This window comes from Methanobrevibacter olleyae (assembly GCF_900114585.1).
Lineage (GTDB): Archaea > Methanobacteriota > Methanobacteria > Methanobacteriales > Methanobacteriaceae > Methanobrevibacter > Methanobrevibacter olleyae.
This window is the reverse complement of sequence record NZ_FOTL01000026.1, coordinates 1-19,186: the sequence shown is the minus strand read 5'-3', so window position 1 is coordinate 19,186 and position 19,186 is coordinate 1. Positions and strand designations below refer to the sequence as shown.

The window sequence follows — 19,186 nt, the reverse complement described above, 5'->3', positions numbered from 1 at the left end:
TGGTGGTGCTATCTATTGGGAAGGTTCTAATGGTTTTTTAAGTGTTTGTTCTTTTGTTAATAGTACTGTTAATCAGTATGGTGGTGCTATCCGTTGGTCTGGTGGCAATGGTACTTTAAGTGCTTGTTCTTTTCTTAATAATCATGCTAATGAAAAAGGTGGTGCTGTTCTTTGGTCTAGTGCTAATGGTTTTTTAAGTGCTTGTTCTTTTGCTAATAATACTGCTAATTTGTATGGTGGTGCTATTTATTTGGATTACAATACTATTAATGTATCTGATTGTTCTTTTATTATTTATCGTCCTACAAATACAGCAACAGTCACAGTTAATAATCTAATATACTACTATAGTCATAATTATGATGTTGATTACTATGAAAATGGTAATTTAATTCATAGTGGTCAGATAAATGATAATAATGTTACTTTTTCCAATTTAGACAATGGAAAACACAATATTGACATGATTTATAATAAAGGTGGTAGCAATTTTACTAATTATATAAATATAACTGGTGATATAATTGAGGATATACCTGGAGATATAACTGTTGATTCTCACCTAAGTGCTAGTAATGTTTATATGTTTTATAACGATGGTACTAAATACACCATAAAACTAGCAGATTATAAAGGAAACCCTATAATAAATCAAAACATCCAAATAACTATTGCAAATCTAAAATACAATCTAAAAACAGACAGCAGAGGATATGCAACACTAGTTCTCAAACAGAAAGCTGGAAAATATAAGATTGTTGCTAGTTTTAATGGCAATAGTGAATATGGTCCAAGTACTATTGTAAGTACTTTAAGCATTTTAGATTCACCTATAACAAAAAATAAAAACAGTGAAATCTATTTTGGTGGAAGATTTAAAGTGCAAATAATTGATGTATATGCTAAGCATGTTGGTGCTGGAAAAGTAGTTAAATTTACAATAGCTGGAAAAACATACAGAATAAAAACAGACAAGAATGGTTATGCAAGCTTAAAAATAACACTGAAACCAAACAAAAAGTATACAATAACAACACAATATGGTAAGTTTATTAAAAAAAATCAGATTACAGTTAAACCTGTTTTAACTGCTAAGAATATTGTAAAGAAGAAAAGAAAAACAATAAAATTCTATGCGAAGCTAGTAAACACTAAAGGAAAACCACGAGCTAAAAAGACAATAAGATTTAGATTCAAAGGAAAAAGATATAAAATCAAAACCAACAAAAAAGGAATTGCGACACTAAAAATCAAAAACCTAAAGAAAGGTAAATACAAGATTTACACACAATACGGTAAATCAAAAATAAAAAACACAATAAAAATCAAATAAAAAAAGATAAAGGGTAAATACCCCTATCTTTTTTCCTTATTTTTTTTAAAAAGCTTTAAAATTAAACCTATATTTTTCTTTAAATAATAATAAATTTATTTAAATACTATTTTTTCACTTAAAAACCATAATTAATTTAAAAAAATTTTAAATTAGTTTAAATTCATTTAAAGCTGAATATTCAAAGTTCTTGATTTTGCAGAAATTCTTTAAAAACATAGCTACACTAATATTTTTCACAGCTTAAATGAGCTTTATTTTTTTAAGTAAAATTTTTGTATAAAAAAATATTTGAATTTTATTACTTTTAGAATTGGTTCTAGATTTACTATTATATTATGTAGTTATTTGCAAAAATAAAATAAAATAAAGGAAAAACTTAGATAAAAAAATATCAATATTAGAATCAATGTTAACATTTATAAATCAATATCAATTAATTAGAAAATAGTATTTCAACAAAGCCCCTTTTTAAAATAATATTTGTCCTTTTTGCGAACATTCATTAATTAAATAAAAAACTTTATATGTTTTTAATCTAAATAGATAATATATTAATGATTTAAAATTTATAATAAATTTTTTAGTTTTTTGGTGATTTAATGCATATAACTGTAATTGGAACTGGTTATGTTGGGCTTGTTACTGGAGCTTGTTTTTCTAAAATGGGTCATAAAGTTTATTGTGTAGATATTGATGAAGGAAAAATTAATGGGCTTAAAAAAGGAGTTTTGCCTATTTTTGAACCTCATTTAGGAACCATGGTTATCAATGCTCAAGAAAAAGGAGATTTAATTTTTACTACTAATATTAAAGAGGCTTTAGATGATTCAAATATTATTTTTATAGCAGTTGGAACTCCTATGTCTAAGGATGGTAGTGCTAATTTGGATTATATTTTCTCAGCTGCAACAGATATTGCTAATAATATTTCAAAAGATTCATTAGTTGTTATAAAATCAACTGTTCCTATTGGTACTGGTTTTAAAGTTAGAGACCATATTGAAAGTATACTTGAAGATAGGGGCTCTTCTATTAAGATAGATATTGCATCTAATCCAGAGTTTTTAAAAGAGGGAAGAGCTATCGAAGATTGCCTACATCCAGATAGGGTTGTTATTGGTGCTGAAAGAGAGGAAGTTTTTGATATTTTAAAAGATTTATATTATTCATTTGTTCTTAATCATGATAGGTTTGTTTTAATGGATGTTAAGTCTTCTGAAATGACCAAATATGTTGCAAATGCAATGCTTGCAACTAAAATATCCTTTATGAATGAGATTGCAAATATTTGTGAAGTAACAGGTGCTAATGTTCAGCAGGTGCGTTTAGGGATTGGATCAGATAGGAGAATAGGTTATGATTTTATTTATGCTGGATGTGGATATGGTGGAAGTTGTTTCCCTAAGGATGTTCAAGCTTTAATTAATACCTCAAAGTCACATGGATATTATCCAAGGATTTTATCAGATGTGGAAGAGGTTAATAATAATCAAAAGATGGTCTTAGTAAATAAGGTAGTTGATAGGTTTGGTGATGATTTAGAAGGTTTCACTTTAAGTATTTGGGGCCTTTCATTCAAACCAGGTACTGATGATGTACGTGAAGCTACATCAATCGTTGTAATTTCAGAACTTATTAAAAAAGGTGCAAAGATTAAAGCATATGATCCTCAAGCAAGTGAAGAATTTAAAAAAGCTATTAGTGATGAGTATTTAAGTTCTATTGAATTTGTTGAAAATAGGTATGATGCTTTAGATAATTCTGATGGACTCATTCTAATTACTGAATGGAAAGAATTTAGATATCCGGATTTAGATTTACTTGAAGAGAAATTAAATCAAAAAGTTATCTTTGATGGAAGAAATATTTATGATAAAAAAATAGAAAAACAAGGTTTTGAATTATTCCAGATTGGATGTTAATTTGATTATTTTTACTGTTTTTATTTTTAATTTTTTATTTATTAGATTAGATCTTAGATTTTTACTTAATTCCAATGTCTAACATTTCTTTAATTTCAGCTGCAAATTTAGAACGAATAACAGACTTAATCTTCAATACATTTTCATCTGTATCCATTACTTCTTTGATAGCTCCAATTATTCCATCAAATAATTTATCCTCATGATCTCCATGTAAGTTTTTAGTACTTGTGAGTAGTTGTGTTTTCATGGACTCAATAGCTGATGGTAATATAATATCTCCTTGAAGGTCTTTATTGGTAGTTGAAGCTACTCCTTCTATGGTGAGTGTTCCATTAGGGTTTAACTCGTATGATTTTTGTGTGGATGGTGCATACAATTTAAATTGCTTTTTTATTGTTTCAGTTGACATTTCTAATTCACTATCCAATTATAAAAAAATAGTTTTTGGAGTGGGATTAGGGATTCAAACCCTATAATTGATTAATGAAAAAAATAGTATTAAAAAAAAATATTTTAAAATTTATCCCACAATTGAAAAATATAAATAAAATAATAAAACTTTAAAAGTTTATAAAAATATAAAAGTAGATATAAAAATAGGGAGGTGAAAATTTGAGTGAAGAAAACAATTCCGATTCTTCAACAGATAACTCCGAATCTGAAGAAATTTACACTACAAGCAAACGTCCAATGAGATTTTTAGGAAAATCTGCAGATTTTGGAAAAGATGAAAAATAACATTTTTTCATCTTTTCATAAATAATTAAATCAAATATAAAATAAATACCAATAAAAATAATAAAGTTGATATTCCACCTACTCCTAAAGTAATAAATCCAAATTTGCCTTTATTTATCTTATCATCAATAATACTCGAATTATAACTTATTGTTTCATTAAAATCAAATAAGACATTTCCTTGAACTTTCTTAATAGAATGATTATCAATGGCTTTATCTAATAATTCTTCAGGATCTGGTGAAGAACCAAATTTTTTATTAAAAGCATAGGCATTGATAAAAATAAATAATGAACAAACATAAAGAATCATAGAAATTAACATTAAAACTGACAAAATTACTTTCCTATCATAGCAAATTACATCTTTTAATAGGACAGAATTGACTAATAATTCAGTGAAAAATGTAGCTTGTAAAGTTAACATCACTCCAGTTAAAACAATCATTTGACAATTTTTAGAATCAACTAATTCATTACGAGCAACATCCTCATCATAAGCATGAATCATCAAATCAAGCAATAATTTATCTCGTTCAATTGTTTTTTGAGGAACTTTTTTTTCAATCATATAAGTTCACCTATAAAAAATAGTCTATTAAAAAAGGCCACATTACACCAAAAATAGTGCAAGTGACCATAAAAAAAAAATTTAAATGATAAAAAATAATTTTTAATTTTCAGCTAGATAATCATCAATAGGAACAACATTAACAACATTATGTTCATCATCCTCAAAAATAATGGATTCAATAAGATTCTTAAATTGAGGATATTTTTTAACAAATTCAATACCCTCATCAGTTTCAATATTAATTCTAGCAGAAACTGGGTCATAAACAGGATCATTATGGGCTAATTCTTCACGCCTACCTCTAGCACGGTACATTTTCTCACGAACATCATCCCTATAATTTAAGAATTCAGACCTTTCCTTCTTATAAAAAGAATCATTAACATAAAGAGAAGCCATGATTCCATCAGGAATAACATCTTCAAAAATAATTAATTCAGCTTTCATAGCAGACGGTAAATTTCTGAGTAATTCTCCGTTCAATTTAGTAAATCTTATGAGTGGCATAAATATTCACCATTTTAAATATATTTAATTATTTATATATTGTTTTTGAATATATAAAAAGATTATGGTAATTTCCAAACTTTTTTCTTATTACCTAAATCCTCAACCTTGTCTAAATGTATATTAGGTAGAAATAATGTTTCATAATCTTCAGGAGAAGAGGTAATCTCCTCAACATATAATAATTTAGTTCCTTTTGGGATTAAAATATAATTCAATTCATCTCCGTATTCATCGACTTTAGTGTATTCACAAATTGACATTGAAGTAAAACCTTTATCTTCATATGTTGTTTTACCATTTCGACCCATGAATCTTTCTCTTTCACGACGACAAACAATAATATCCTTTTTAAGAGTTTTGCCATGCTTTGAGAAAATAGTATCAATAAGATTTAATGAGTCATCAAACAACAAAATATGATCCAATACTCCCTTATCTAGAAGTTTATCGTTGACATCCTCCCATCTTTTTATTGCATCTTCTTTTGACAATAATCCTCTTAGATAACCATTTATAGCAGCATCTCCATTATCAGTATATATTTTAAAAAAAGCATATTCTTCTTCACTTAATTCATCAATAGGTACACCAATTTCATGAAGAAAATCATCTCTACTCATTGGAGTATTACCTTGTAATTGATAATGCTTGCCCTTATAATCATATGCCCAATTATATGTTTCTTCATTAATCAAATTAACAACAAAAGGTTTTTCTGGAGGTGTCCTATTTCGTTTCCACACACTTACATAAGTACATTTGCAATTACCATTCCAACTAGTTTTTCCATTTCTTTTAGTCCATAATGTATGATATTTAGGTAATTCTACACAATAAACCATATCATCATAAATTATTTTTTCAACAGTACATTCTTTTAAATTAATTAAATTTTCGTTAATATTATTTTTTGAAATTAAGAAATCACAATCATCATTTAATTGGTTTGGCTTTAGAAAACAATACTTATTATTATATTTTACAAAACAATCATGGTCTTGGGTGATACAAACATCTAACTCTTCATTATAAACATGAACCATGTCATCAGTAATATGATAATGAATAATGTTTAATGGTTTTAAAAATTCTGTTTCTAAAGTTTCTGGATTTAAACTAAGAAATTCATCATTAAGAGTAACATCTTTAAATAATTTCCAACCAGCTTTGGTAAATACTAATGTTTTCTTATCATAACAATTAGGATGCATTGGAACATAATTTTTATTTACTAGATTAAATCTTAGATTTTTACTTAATTTAATTTTATTATTTTCTTTTTTGAACGTAAATTTTATAAGCTTATTTATTTTCAATTATTTTATTTATAAACAAATATTAAATTTTTATTTTTGAGCCTAAACTTTTTTAAACCTCTTTTTTTTAGCAAGTTTGAGTGTCCGCCAAAAGTACAAAAATTATTTTAAAAAGCTCTAAAATGTATTTATTTACAAAATAAAGAAAGAAATTTTAAAAAAAATATATTTTTGGCGGACACCCGTTTAAAAAAATAATTTTTCAATATTTTATATTTGAAATAATAAATTATTTAATTTAATAAATGCTATTTAATATTATGGAAACTAAAAACGATAGGATTAAACATATTAGCTTGGCAAGTGTTTTATCAGCTATTGCAGTTGTATATTTACATGCGAATTATGATAAGTATTAACTATTTTCAAACTTTGTCAAATGGCTATTGCAGTTGTATATTTACATGCGAATGCTTGTTTTTGGACATTTTCTCAAAGTAGATATTGGTTTACAGCAAATATTATAGAATCAGTATTTTATTTTGCAGTTCCAATATTCTTCATGATTTCTGGAGCAATGCTAATTGATTTTAATGAGAAATATGATTTGAAAGAATATTTTTCAAAAAGATTTTTTAAAACAGTTCTTCCATATCTAATTTGGAGTTTTATTGGTTTAGCGTTACAAATATATATTTTAAACAAGATAAAAATTACAGATATTAATTTAATTTATATCTTGAATGGTTTAATTACTGGACGTCTTGTTGGTGTTTATTGGTTTTTTATCCCTTTATTTTGCACATATCTTGCAATTCCATTATTCGCTTTAGTTCCAGAAGATAAAAGAAGAAATATTTTTATTTATCTTTGTTCTTTAGCATTTGTATTAAATATTTTAATCCCCTTTATTATTTCAGTTTTTAACATAAAAATTCAGTGGTCTCTTTCATTAGCAGTCAGTAGTGGCTTTTTATTTTATACTTTAGCTGGTTATTTATTACATAAATATGAAATTAGAAAATCATATCGTATTATAATATATCTATTATCTATATTGGGATTAATGATGCACATTGCAGGTACTTATGAATTGTCTATGGTTGCAGGTGAAGTTATAAAAACATATAAAGGTTATGTAAATCTTCCATCTACTTTGTACTCTATTGGAGTTTTTGTTTTTATAAAATAGGAATTAGTAAAATTAATGAAATTTAATATTTTTAATGATTTTGTGATGTTAATAGATAAATATACCTTTGGAATTTATTTAATTCATTGGTATTTACTAGCATTTTTGTTAAAATTATTTAATATTAATTCTACTTCAATTATTTGGCGTTTATTCTCCCCCGTTTTAGTTTTATTAATGCCAATGATTATAATTTGGATAATTCGTAAGATTCCATTAATAAAAAACATTGTACCTTATTTTTAAATATATGTTCATTACATTTATTTTTTATTTTTTAAAATTTATTTTTTCTTATAAATATTTATTTTAATTAAATGATTTTTTATCAGTTTTAAAACCCAAGTTATTTTATAGAAGTTCTTATTTTTTGTATTTTCTTATTTTTATAATAATATTTAAATATTGTCTTTTATATATTATAATTATAATATTTATTGGAGTGGTTTTATGGTAACGGTTTCAGTAATTATGCCAATTTATAATGATTCTGGTAGATTGGAAAAATCTATTTCTAGTTTTTTAAAACAGACTTTAGATGATAAAGAATTACTGTGTGTTAATGATGGTTCTACTGATAATTCTTTAGAAATTTTAAATAATTATGCTAAAAAATATGAGTTTATTAAAATTTTTAATCAAGAAAATCAAGGGTCTGGTAAAGCAAGAAACTTGGGAATTACTGAAGCTAATGGAGAATATATTGCTTTTTTAGATGCTGATGACTATTTTATTGATAAAAATGCATTAAAATATTTATATGAAGTTGCTAGTAAAAATAATGCAAATATGGTTTCAGGTAATATTAAACTTGTTGATAGTGAAGGTAATTATACTCCTTTTAAAGATATAGATTATTATACTGAAGATAGTGTTATTAATCCTGAAAATTATGGCATACCTTGGGCTTTTTATAAAAGTATCTATAAAAAAGATTTTTTATTAGATAATGGTATTTATTTCCCAGATTTAATTAGAGGTCAAGATCCTGTTTTTTTAGCTGAAGTATTATCTAAAATAGATTCTATTTTTACAGTTAGCACAGATGCTTATGCATATTATTATATTAATGGTGCAGATAAGTGTAACACATTTGAAAAACGTCATGCACATATAGAACATTTTAAGTACATTTTTAATTATTTTTCAGATTCTAAATTTAAAAAGGTTAAAGAAGAGTTTAAGTATAAATTATTTATTTTCATTGATATGATGGGTGTAGAAGGAGCTGAAGATACATTAAGTTCTATTCGTGATGTATTTTCAAATAATCCTAAAATAATTAAAGAATGTGAAAATTTTTATTATGCTAAATTTTTTAATAATAAGGAATTGCTGAATCAATTAAATCTAATTGATAATCCTAAAATTTCTGTAATTATTCCTGTATATAATGCAGGTCCATTTCTTGAAGAAGCTTTTGAAAGTGTTCTATCTCAAAACTTTGATGATATAGAACTCGTTTGTGTTAATGATGGTTCTAAAGATAATTCTCTTGAAATATTAAATGATTTTGCTAAAAAAGATTCAAGAGTTAAAGTAATTAATCAAGAAAATGCAGGGTGTGGTGCTGCAAGAAATAGAGCCTTAGATGATGCAATTGGTGATTATATTTATTTCTTTGATCCGGATGACTATATTTTACCAAGAACGTTTGAAAAATTATTTAAGAATGCAACTCGTAATTGCTCTGATTTAGTAATGTTTAAAATTGCTAGATTTAAGGATGCTGATCCTATAAATTATAGTTCTCCAGGTTTTGAATTTGAAAAGGTTTTTAAAGACACAGATTTTAATAGATTCACATTTGATTTTCATGATGTAAAACCTTATGTTATGAATAGTTCATTTGCCCCTTGGACTAAATTATATAAAAAAGAATTTTTAGATCAGTATGATGATTTTAGATTCCCTACGAATATTGCTTTTGATGATGCTCCTTTCCACATTCAATCTATGTTAAGAGCTTCAAGGATTTCATATATTCCAGAATTTTTTTATCATTATAGATTCAATCCAAACGGTATAATTAATACATCTTCAAATGGAATTGATATTTTTAGAATATGTGATATTGTAGAATCTTTTTTAAAAGATAATGGGTTTTATTGTGAATTTATTGAAGAGTTTAAATTATTTAAAATTACTCAAGTATTTAATTATATGTTAAGTACTAATTCTGAAGAATATTTCCAAAATGCAAAAAAAGAATTTTCTAAAGTCCATTTAGATCATAATAACATTGTTCCTATCTCATTAAAAGATAAATATAATTTAGTTTTAAAGTCTAAATCATTTGAAGAATATAAAACAAAAGAACATCAATTACATATCCAAGAATTAAAAACTAAAAATAAAAATTTAACTAAAAAACACAATAACTTGAAAAAACAAAATAAAAAATTAAAGAAAGAAAAAAATAAGGTAAAAAAATTAAATAAAACTATTGTATCCTCAAATAGTTGGAAATTAACAAGATATTTTAGAAAATCTGCTAATTACTTAAGGAAATAAGGGGCATGATTATGGTTAAAGTTTCAGTTATTGTTCCAGTATATAATGTTGAAAAATATCTGAAGGAATGTTTGGATAGTATTATTAACCAAACATTGAAAGATATTGAGATTATTTGTATTGATGATGGTTCTACAGATAATTCCTTATCTATTTTAGAATCTTACGCAGAAAAAGATGATAGAATAAAAATCATCTCTCAAGAAAATCAAGGTCAAGGAGTTGCTAGAAATACTGGATTAGATAATGCAGTGGGAAATTATATTTATTTTATTGATTCAGATGATTTTTTAGAACTTAATGCATTAGAAGAACTTTATAATATTGCTTATGAAAAATCATTAGATTTTGTATTATTCCAATTAATTAATTTGGATGATGAAACAAATGAGTATTATACTATTACAGATTATGACATGCCAGATATAGCTAATTTAGTTAAAGATAATGTATTTAATTATGAAGATCTTGATCATTTAATTTTTAAAATGGCAGTTTCTCCTGTAAATAAACTTTATAACAGGGATTTTATTAATAATGCAGGTGCAAGATTCCCAGAAAGGTTAATATTTGAAGATAATGTTTTCTTTTGGGAAGTTTTATTTAATGCTAAAAGAATTTATTTTGTTCAAAAACATTATTACAAACGTAGAAGACATTCATCTTCTGTAACAGGTTTGGCAAATATTAAGTTTGTAGATACTTTAAAAATTCATAATCTAATTTTTGATATATTTAAAAAATATAATCTTTTTAATAAGTTTAAAAAGAAATTATTTAATAAGAAAATTAGACTAGCTAACTATAGATTTTCACAAGTTAATAATAAAATAAAACCTATCTTTTTTGATGAGGTAAAAAAAGATTTTGAAGAAATGGTTGAAGAATATGGTTATGATAATATTCTAACTTATTTGGATAGGAATACTAAATCAATTTTTCAAAATGTATTTAATTCAAAAAATTCAGAAGAATATCTTCTTTTAATGAAAAAAGATAAATTAGAAAAAAATATTAAAAAAATGAGTTTTAAAAATAAAAAATTAAAAAAAGAAATAAAATCTATTAAAAAACAAAATAGTTTAATGTTAAATTCTAGAAGTTGGAAAATTACTAAACCGCTAAGGATTTTTACAAAATTCATTTCTGGGGATAATATGTCATTTAAAGAAATTTTATTAAATAAAAGTAATAGTTATAATTATCTTAAGTCTGAATATAAAAGATTATCAAAAAAGAATAAGGATTTAATAAATAAAAACAATGAGTTATCAAGTAGTAATAAAGAACTTAAAAAACAAAATAATAAATTAGAGAAAATTAATGACAAATTAATTAATCAATATAATTCTTTAGATAAGAAAATTGATGATTTTTACTTATATTATAAAGAATCAACAGAGAAATTCAATCATAATTTTGTTGAGAGAGATAATTTCAATAAATCAATTTATAAGGAATTACAATATGCCTTTGTTTTTGAAGATACTATTAAAGAGTCTGAATGGTTAAATAAAAAAGATTTTTCTTTAATTAATTCTGCTGCAAATTATTCTTTTGCCTATTCATTATACAGAATTTTAAATGATGTTAAACCAGAAAATATATTAGAATTAGGTTTAGGTCAAACTACTAAATTAACTACACAGTATGTAAATCATTTCACTGATTCAAAATTAACTGTTGTTGAAGGAGATAAAGAATGGATTGATAATTTTTCCGAGAATTTAGTTATTAATGAAAATACTCAAATCTTAAATTTAGATTTAGAAAATTTTACTTATTGTGATGATGAAACTATTCGTTTTAAAGGTTTTTCTGAACTTATCGCCAATCAAAAATTTGATTTAATTATTGTTGATGGTCCTCAAGGTTTTATAATTGATTCTGAAAACAATTTTGTAGAATTAAATTATTCTAGAACTAATATATGGCAATTAATTCCACAAAATTTAGCTGATGAATTTATAATTATTTTTGACGATTTTAATAGAACTGGTGAAAAAAATACAGTTAAACATGTTAAAGAATTATTAAATAAAAATAACATTAATTTTTATGAGTATAATAGTTGGGCTTTTAAAACTCAACATGCAATCTTTACGGAAAATTATAAATATATTGGATGGATTTAAAAATAATCTTTTTTAATGCTAACTAGTAATTGGAGGTCTTTTTTGGTAAAAGTTTCAGTTATTATTCCTATTTACAATGTCGAGAATTTTTTAAATGATTGTTTGGATAGTATTGTTAATCAATCATTAACCGATATTGAAGTTATTTGTATTGATGATGGTTCTACAGATAACTCTTTAGCTATTTTACAGTCTTATGCAAAATTTGATGATAGGGTAAAAATTATTCATCAAGACAATAAAGGTTCAGGTGCTACAAGAAATCTCGGTATTGAACAGAGTACAGGGGATTATGTTTATTTTATGGATTCTGATGATTATATTGATTTAAATGCTTTAGAAAAACTTTATAATAATGCAGTTTCTAATAATTCTGATTTTGTTATTTTTAAAATAGCTCGTTTTGATAAAGAAAATGATATAAATTATAATGCTCCAGGCTTTGATATTGAAAGTATTTTTGGAGATGTTGATTATAATAATTTTACTTTCAAATATTCGAATATTAAACATTATGTAATGAATGCATCTTTTGCTCCATGGATTAAGCTATATAAAAAAGAATTTTTAGATAGATATAATGATTTAAGATTTCCAAAAGATTTAGCATATGAAGATGTTCCTTTTCATGTAAAGATTATGTTATATGCATCTAGGATATCTTTTATTCCAGAATTTCTTTATTTTTATCGTTTAAACCCGAATTCAAGAGTTCATACTTCAAATAGCTATGATATTTTTAAAATAATTGATATTGTTGAAAAATTCCTTATTGATAAAAAATATTATGATGAATTGAAAGATGAATTTGATTTATTTAAAATTACTCAAATTTTAAATTATATTCTTTCTATAGGTGAGGAAGAATATTTCCAAAAAACAAAAGAAGAGTTTTCTAAAATCAAAATAAGTAGCCAAACTAATATTAGTGAATATTATTTAGAAAGATATGATTTAGTTTTAAGATCTAATAATTTAATTGAATATATTAATGAGCATTATGAAATTTGTATAAACAATTTAAATAAAGTTATTTCTAATCTAAATGGAAATATATCAAATTTAAATGAGGATATTAATCAATTAAATGTTGAAAAAAATTTTCTAGAAAAAGATATTTCAAATCTAAAATCAAAAAATGAATTTTTATCAGAAAAATGTGATGCTTTTAAATGTGATTTAGATTGTTTATCTAATAAAAATAAAAAATTAATTAATAGAAACAAAAAATTAATGGATTCAAATAGAAAATATAAAAGAGATTTAAAAGCTGCTAAAAAGTTTAAAACAGCTGTTTTAAATTCTAATAGTTGGAAATTGACAAAACCATTAAGATTTATTAGAAAAAAAATTTAGATTTTATAAAATAGATTATAGAAATATTTAATAATTTTTATTTATTCTATTTTTTCAAGTTATTTTTTATTTAATTTTTTATATTTTATAGTAGAAATTATCAAAGTATTATATAGAATTCACATCTAATTAATAATATTTTTATAGATATTAATCACTTAAAGAGTGTTTTTTTTTCTGAAAAATTTAGGGGAATATGGAGATTTATTATCCTATTTAAGATTATCAAATACTTATCCTCTTCAACATCTTATCACAGAAAAATATACAAATGAACGGAAGAATTATTTGATTAAAATCTTTTAAAAAGGATTATAAACAATAAACATATATATAAGAAACACTAATCACTTTTTAAAGAGGATTCATTAAGAATATTGCAGATAATAAATTTAAAAAGAATATTAAGTAATTATAAATATAAGATATCAATATTAAGATTTTAACAATAGTATTCAATTTTAATTTTAATCCTAAATTTCTAAAGATTATATTTGTGAGAACATGTCATTTAAAGAAAAAATATTAAATAAAAGTAATAGTTTCTCTTATTATAAAATAAATTACAGTACTTTAAAATCAGAAAATACTAAATTAAAACAAAAATTAAAAAATAAAGATAAAGAAATTTCTAAAAAGAACAATGAGATTTCTCAATTAAAGAATAAATATGAAAAAATACGTTCTAGGTTTGAAATAGATTATCTTTATTATGATGTAGATACTTTATTTTCTAGATTTTATGTAAATCCTTTTTTAAAATATCCATTTACATATTATGATAAATGGGGACTTGCTTTTATGGATCATCTAGCTAAAAAACTAGAAAATAATCTTAATTCAGCAGAGGAACCCTTAATCTCAATTATATTTCCAGTTTTCAACTATGAAAATTTTATTGAAGCTGCTATCTGCAGTGTTTTAAATCAAACATATACTAATTTTGAATTGATTATAATTGATGATGCAAGTAGAGATAGTACTCAAAATTTATTAAAATCTTTTTCTGATGATAGAATTAAATTAATATTTAATGAAAATTCAAAAGGATTTTCATATTGTCGTAACATTGCTTTAAACCAGTCTAATGGAGAGTATATTTTTTATTTAGATATGTATAATTCTTGGCAAAAAAAATATTTAAAATCAATGGCAGGGGCATTTTTAGAATTATCAGATTGTGAAGCAATATATTCTGGATATTATTTATTTAATAATCAAAATATATTAGGTATTATGTATGGAACTTACAATAAAGCTTTACTTTATAATAAAAATTATATTTCGCTAAGTGCTTTTGCACACAAAAGAGAATTAAATGATAAAATTACTTTTGATGAAACACTAGATTTTTTAGAGGATTGGTATTTTATTATAGAAACATCTAAAAAATGTAAAATCTATTCTGTACCTATTTTACAATCTATTTATTATTACAATAAAGAAATCGATTCATCTCAATTAACGTTTACTAATAAACATTATGATAAATCACAAATAGATTACATTCATGAGAAAATTGGTACTGATATTTATGACTTTTCAAAAAGACATAGTTTAGATAAAAAAATTAGTGTGATTATCCCAAGTTATGAAATATTAGATGATTTAAGAGAATGTATTGAAACTATCCTTTCCTATGATTTAGATTTAGTTGATATTATTGTTGTAGATAATAATTCAAACGAAGATGTTAAAAATTATCTTAAAAAATTATACGACAATGATAAAATAAAATATATCCAAAATGAAGAAAATTATAGCTTTACTTATGCAATTGAACAAGGAATTTCAATTTCAGATAAAAATTCGGATATTTTAATATTTAATAATGATGCAGTTTTGACAAAAGGTTCATTAGAAGCAATGCAATATCATGCTTACAATCTTAAAGATTCAGGGATTATTGTTCCTCAACAATTTTTACATAGTGGAGATAAAAGAATGAATTTTTCTTCTCCTTTTCCCGATTTTAACTTTGAAAATGATTTAACTCCTTCAAAAAGTCATATGAATATAATAAATGTACCTTTATATCATGATGGTGAAGTTTTAGAGTTATCTTTTGCTCCATTTTTCTGTGCATATGTTAAAAGGGAAGTTTATAATAATTCATTAGGTTTAGATGCAGAACTTGGAAGGCATTATGATTCAGATAGGATTTTTTCTGATTTTGTAAGGTATGTTTTAAAATTAAAAATTTATCATATATCTTCGGCTAAAGTTTATCATAAAACTCAGAAATCAACTAAAAAGTTAAAAGATAATGAAGATGATTATAATATGATTTTTTTAAAAAATATTTGGGATAATGATTTAGCTAAACAATTAGGCTATAAAAACCCTATATGGAAATTTTAGTAAATTCAAGATAAAATAAGGTGCAATAATGAAAATAGTCTCAATAACTATGGTAAAAAATGAAGAAGATATCATAGAATCTTTTATAAGATATAATTTAAATATTCTTGATGAGATGATAATTTTAGATAATGGCAGCACGGATAGCACATTAAAAATTCTAAAAAATCTTAAAGATGAAGATTTACCTTTAACTGTTCTTATTGATGAAGATAGGTATTATAATCAAGATATTAAGATGACAAAATTATTATATCTTGCATTTGATAAGTATAATGCAGATATTGTTTGTGTTTTAGATGCAGATGAATTTATCTCATCAGATAATTCAAATCCTAGAGATATACTTCAAAATATTGACTGTAACAAGTATTATCAAGTTAAATGGCAGACTTACATACCAACTAAATATGATGATTATAATATAGATTTTATTCCTTCTAGAATTAATCATATAAGGGATGAAAAATTTGATAGATTATATAAAGTAATCGTTCCAAAAGAAGTAATTAAAAATAGAAATATTTCTATAGAAATGGGTAATCATAATTTAGTTAATATAAATCTAGAGCCTGATAGAAGTTTAGATTTAAAAATAGCTCATTTTCCATTAAGATCAAAAGAACAATGTATGTCTAAGATACTAGTTGGTTGGCCCAATATGATTTTAAAAAATAAAGAAAATAATGATTATGCTGTTCATTGGAAGTTATTTTTTGAAAAGATTAAAGAAACTGGAGAAATTTCTTATGAAGATTTAGAATACTTTTCTAAAAATTATTCATTAGCTAATTATGAAGAAGGTATTGAAATTTATGAAAAAACAATGAATATAGATTTCTGTACGAATATTGAAATAAAATACAATTATTCTTACAATTATTTAAGAAATATTTTAGATAATTATGTTTATTATGTTGATGAGAATATTAAGCTTAATGAAGAGATTAAATCTTTAAACACAGTTAATAAAAAGGAGATTAAATCTTTAAACACAATTGATAAAATAGAAGATTTTAAACTTTCAAATTCTATTATTGGTGAAAAAAATGAATCTTATCTAATCACAGTCGTAATACCACTTCACAATGGTGAAAAATATCTTAGAGAATGTTTAGATTCACTTGTAAATCAAACATTAGGGATAGAAAATATTGAAGTAATCTTAGTAGATGATTTAAGCACAGATAATAGTGTAGAAATAATCAACGAATATACATCTAAATATCCATCTATTAAATTAATTCAACACACTACAAATTTAGGATGTGGTCCAGCACGTAATACTGGTTTAGACCATACCCATAGTGATTATATCACATATTTGGATTGTGATGACTATATTTCTTCAAATGCATATGAAAGAGCCTTAGAAATATTTAAAAATGATGACGATATTGATTTAGTAATTTATAAATGGGAAGAATTTAATGAAAATGGATTATTAAATAGTAGTGATATTGCTAAAACTTCCCTTAAAGAACACAAAATTATTACAAATATTAATGATTATCCAGAACTAATATTTGCAACATTTGCTTATATTAAAGTTTATTCAAAAAGAATGTTTGAATTTTTAGATTTTCCATCAGGTACTTATCAAGATAATATAGCCTCAGCAAGAGTAATGATAAATGCAAATAAAATATATGTAGCAGATGATATTACGGTTTATTATCGCCAACATGAAGATTCTATTTCACATATAATATCTGCTGATAATTATTTAAATATATTAAATGCTTCAAAACATGTTATAGATTTAAGAGATGAATCTCCAGATTATTATGATATTCTTTCATTTTTAGCATTAAAACTAGTTTATCATTGTGTTTGGTATATTTGTAAAAGTAGAGATTTCTTATTAAAAGAAGGTGAAATTCTTTATCCTACTTTAAAAAAGTTTCCTAAATATTTTTCATATGATATTTTTGAAAAATACCAAAGGCTTTTTCCCAATTACTTACCTTGTAGTGAACAAGCCCTCTGGGACATTGAAGAAATGGGTTTTTATGAATATGTTATAAAAAGCAGATGTCAAGATAATATTAAAAGTTTAAACAATAAAATTAATAGCTTAAATAATGAAAATTCCAATTTAAAAAATAATGTTACTAATTTAGAGGATAAAAATTCTAAATTAAATAAAAAGATTAAATCTCAAAATAAAAAGATTAAAAATAATGATAAATTAATTAAAGAAATTTTTAATTCTAAAAGTTGGAAATTAACAACACCTTTAAGAAGAATAGTGAACTTTTTTAGATAATTATTATATTAGTTTTTTTAATTTTATTTTTATTTAGATATAGACCTTTAACTCATTTCAGATATTTCTTTCTTTTTTGTATTATAATCAATTGTAGTTTTTAAAGATTCTGTATCTTCATAATCTTCCTTTTCACCACTTAATATCTTAAAGTCAAATTTAAAATTATTGTTATTTTGTGTTACTCTATAATCTTCTGGGCTAAAAATTATATTCTGCTTTGTTGTTTTTTAATTTCTTCAGTTGATTCTAGACGTGTTTTACTTTTTATTACATATATTTCATTTTCTTTCATTTTATCTGCATTTTCATTTATTGGATTTATTACTTTAGATAACCACAAGGATTTATAAGTAAATTGTGTATCTATACATATAAAACCAATATCATAGCCATTTTTAAAGCAAATGAGGATATTTTATTATTCTAGTTTATATTTATTTATATTATATTTGGAGTTGAGGATTTAATTTCTTTTTCTAAATTTTTCCCTGCTTCATGTTCAATGATTAATATATCATACAGTTAATCTATCTTTTTAAATAGATTTTAATTATTTCACGATACTTAATTTAATATATTCAATAAGTATATTTTTTTTTAAGAGTGTCCACCAAAAGTACAAAAATTATTTTAAAAAGCTCTAAAATGTATTTATTTACAAAAAAAAGAAAGAAATTGAGGTTGTAAAATTTTATAGGCTTATTTTATTTTTATGTGATTTTTTGTCCAGTTTTTCATTTGGTAGTCTAAAAATGTTAGAATTCCATTTTTAGTTTTGTAAGTTTTCTTAATTTTTTCTGGATTTGTTTGTCTGTAGTAATTTTCTACTTTATTTGATGTTTTTTCAATATTTTCATCATCTAAGTATTCTATGTATCTTTTAAAGTGATTTAAGACATGTTTGTTTACAAATTGCATTAAAACTTCTGGAATCGAATCATAATCTTCTAAATAATTTTTAAATTTTTCAATCGCTTTTTTTGAAGAATTTTGTTTAAAACAATTTTTTAATTCCTT

Annotated in this window: 12 protein-coding genes and 2 pseudogenes; 9 read left to right on the top strand and 5 right to left on the bottom strand. The window is 23.6% G+C overall.

Features of this window, described 5'->3' with window-relative positions; all coding sequences use genetic code 11:
* Positions 1-1,333, top strand: a pseudogene (locus tag BM020_RS07280) (hypothetical protein); the annotation flags it as partial.
* 602 nt (positions 1,334-1,935) lie between these two features.
* On the top strand, positions 1,936-3,258 hold the full coding sequence (locus tag BM020_RS07275) for a UDP-glucose dehydrogenase family protein (RefSeq protein ID WP_074798749.1): 1,323 nt from the start codon (positions 1,936-1,938) through the stop codon (positions 3,256-3,258).
* 61 nt (positions 3,259-3,319) lie between these two features.
* Here the strand turns inward: BM020_RS07275 and BM020_RS07270 are convergent, their stop codons facing one another.
* Positions 3,320-3,670 (bottom strand): hypothetical protein, encoded by a 351-nt coding sequence (locus tag BM020_RS07270; protein ID WP_074798747.1) that lies wholly within the window; start codon positions 3,668-3,670, stop codon positions 3,320-3,322.
* 203 nt (positions 3,671-3,873) lie between these two features.
* Here BM020_RS07270 and BM020_RS09910 point away from each other — a divergent pair, with 203 nt between their 5' ends.
* Positions 3,874-3,999: a hypothetical protein gene (locus BM020_RS09910; protein ID WP_268765973.1), complete on the top strand. Its 126-nt coding sequence runs from the start codon at positions 3,874-3,876 to the stop codon at positions 3,997-3,999.
* 25 nt (positions 4,000-4,024) lie between these two features.
* Here BM020_RS09910 and BM020_RS07265 read toward each other — a convergent pair whose 3' ends face one another.
* The 3 genes from BM020_RS07265 to BM020_RS09350 form a co-directional block, all read right to left on the bottom strand.
* On the bottom strand, positions 4,025-4,570 hold the full coding sequence (locus tag BM020_RS07265) for a hypothetical protein (RefSeq protein ID WP_074798745.1): 546 nt from the start codon (positions 4,568-4,570) through the stop codon (positions 4,025-4,027).
* Between the two features lie 102 nt (positions 4,571-4,672).
* Positions 4,673-5,080 carry a hypothetical protein gene (locus tag BM020_RS07260; protein ID WP_074798742.1) on the bottom strand — a complete coding sequence of 136 codons (408 nt, stop codon included), beginning with the start codon at positions 5,078-5,080 and terminating at the stop codon, positions 4,673-4,675.
* A 62-nt stretch (positions 5,081-5,142) separates the two neighbouring features.
* A complete protein-coding gene (locus BM020_RS09350) occupies positions 5,143-6,294 on the bottom strand; it encodes an ADP-ribosyltransferase (protein WP_083405387.1) in 1,152 nt (383 codons plus the stop codon).
* A gap of 484 nt (positions 6,295-6,778) precedes the next feature.
* Here BM020_RS09350 and BM020_RS07250 point away from each other — a divergent pair, with 484 nt between their 5' ends.
* The 6 genes from BM020_RS07250 to BM020_RS07220 all read left to right on the top strand — a co-directional run bounded on the left by BM020_RS07250 (position 6,779) and on the right by BM020_RS07220 (position 18,166).
* A complete protein-coding gene (locus BM020_RS07250) occupies positions 6,779-7,531 on the top strand; it encodes an acyltransferase (protein WP_074798740.1) in 753 nt (250 codons plus the stop codon).
* Between the two features lie 450 nt (positions 7,532-7,981).
* A complete protein-coding gene (locus tag BM020_RS09345) occupies positions 7,982-10,045 on the top strand; it encodes a glycosyltransferase family 2 protein (RefSeq protein WP_083405386.1) in 2,064 nt (687 codons plus the stop codon).
* Between the two features lie 11 nt (positions 10,046-10,056).
* Complete coding sequence (locus BM020_RS07235) at positions 10,057-12,180, top strand: glycosyltransferase family 2 protein (RefSeq protein WP_074798738.1); 2,124 nt, start codon at positions 10,057-10,059, stop codon at positions 12,178-12,180.
* Positions 12,181-12,222: 42 nt separating this feature from the next.
* On the top strand, positions 12,223-13,536 hold the full coding sequence (locus BM020_RS07230) for a glycosyltransferase (RefSeq protein WP_074798736.1): 1,314 nt from the start codon (positions 12,223-12,225) through the stop codon (positions 13,534-13,536).
* Between the two features lie 504 nt (positions 13,537-14,040).
* Positions 14,041-15,897, top strand: coding sequence for a glycosyltransferase (locus tag BM020_RS07225; protein ID WP_074798735.1), 1,857 nt, complete (start codon positions 14,041-14,043; stop codon positions 15,895-15,897).
* A gap of 28 nt (positions 15,898-15,925) precedes the next feature.
* Entirely contained in the window at positions 15,926-18,166 is a 2,241-nt protein-coding gene (locus BM020_RS07220) for a glycosyltransferase family 2 protein (protein ID WP_074798733.1), read from the top strand.
* Between the two features lie 702 nt (positions 18,167-18,868).
* On the opposite strand, the pseudogene BM020_RS07215 reads toward BM020_RS07220, so the two are convergent.
* Positions 18,869-19,186: pseudogene (locus BM020_RS07215) on the bottom strand (ISNCY-like element ISM1 family transposase); the annotation flags it as partial.

What these genes read in the sequence shown, in the direction of transcription:
- BM020_RS07225 (WP_074798735.1), top strand. Translation starts at nt 14,041, where the DNA reads ATGTCATTTAAAGAAAAAATATTAAATAAAAGTAATAGTTTCTCTTAT.
- BM020_RS07270 (WP_074798747.1), bottom strand. Translation starts at nt 3,670, where the DNA reads ATGTCAACTGAAACAATAAAAAAGCAATTTAAATTGTATGCACCATCC.
- BM020_RS07260 (WP_074798742.1), bottom strand. Translation starts at nt 5,080, where the DNA reads ATGCCACTCATAAGATTTACTAAATTGAACGGAGAATTACTCAGAAAT.
- BM020_RS09345 (WP_083405386.1), top strand. Translation starts at nt 7,982, where the DNA reads ATGGTAACGGTTTCAGTAATTATGCCAATTTATAATGATTCTGGTAGA.
- BM020_RS07220 (WP_074798733.1), top strand. Translation starts at nt 15,926, where the DNA reads ATGAAAATAGTCTCAATAACTATGGTAAAAAATGAAGAAGATATCATA.
- BM020_RS07275 (WP_074798749.1), top strand. Translation starts at nt 1,936, where the DNA reads ATGCATATAACTGTAATTGGAACTGGTTATGTTGGGCTTGTTACTGGA.
- BM020_RS09350 (WP_083405387.1), bottom strand. Translation starts at nt 6,294, where the DNA reads ATGCATCCTAATTGTTATGATAAGAAAACATTAGTATTTACCAAAGCT.
- BM020_RS07235 (WP_074798738.1), top strand. Translation starts at nt 10,057, where the DNA reads ATGGTTAAAGTTTCAGTTATTGTTCCAGTATATAATGTTGAAAAATAT.
- BM020_RS07250 (WP_074798740.1), top strand. Translation starts at nt 6,779, where the DNA reads ATGGCTATTGCAGTTGTATATTTACATGCGAATGCTTGTTTTTGGACA.
- BM020_RS07265 (WP_074798745.1), bottom strand. Translation starts at nt 4,570, where the DNA reads ATGATTGAAAAAAAAGTTCCTCAAAAAACAATTGAACGAGATAAATTA.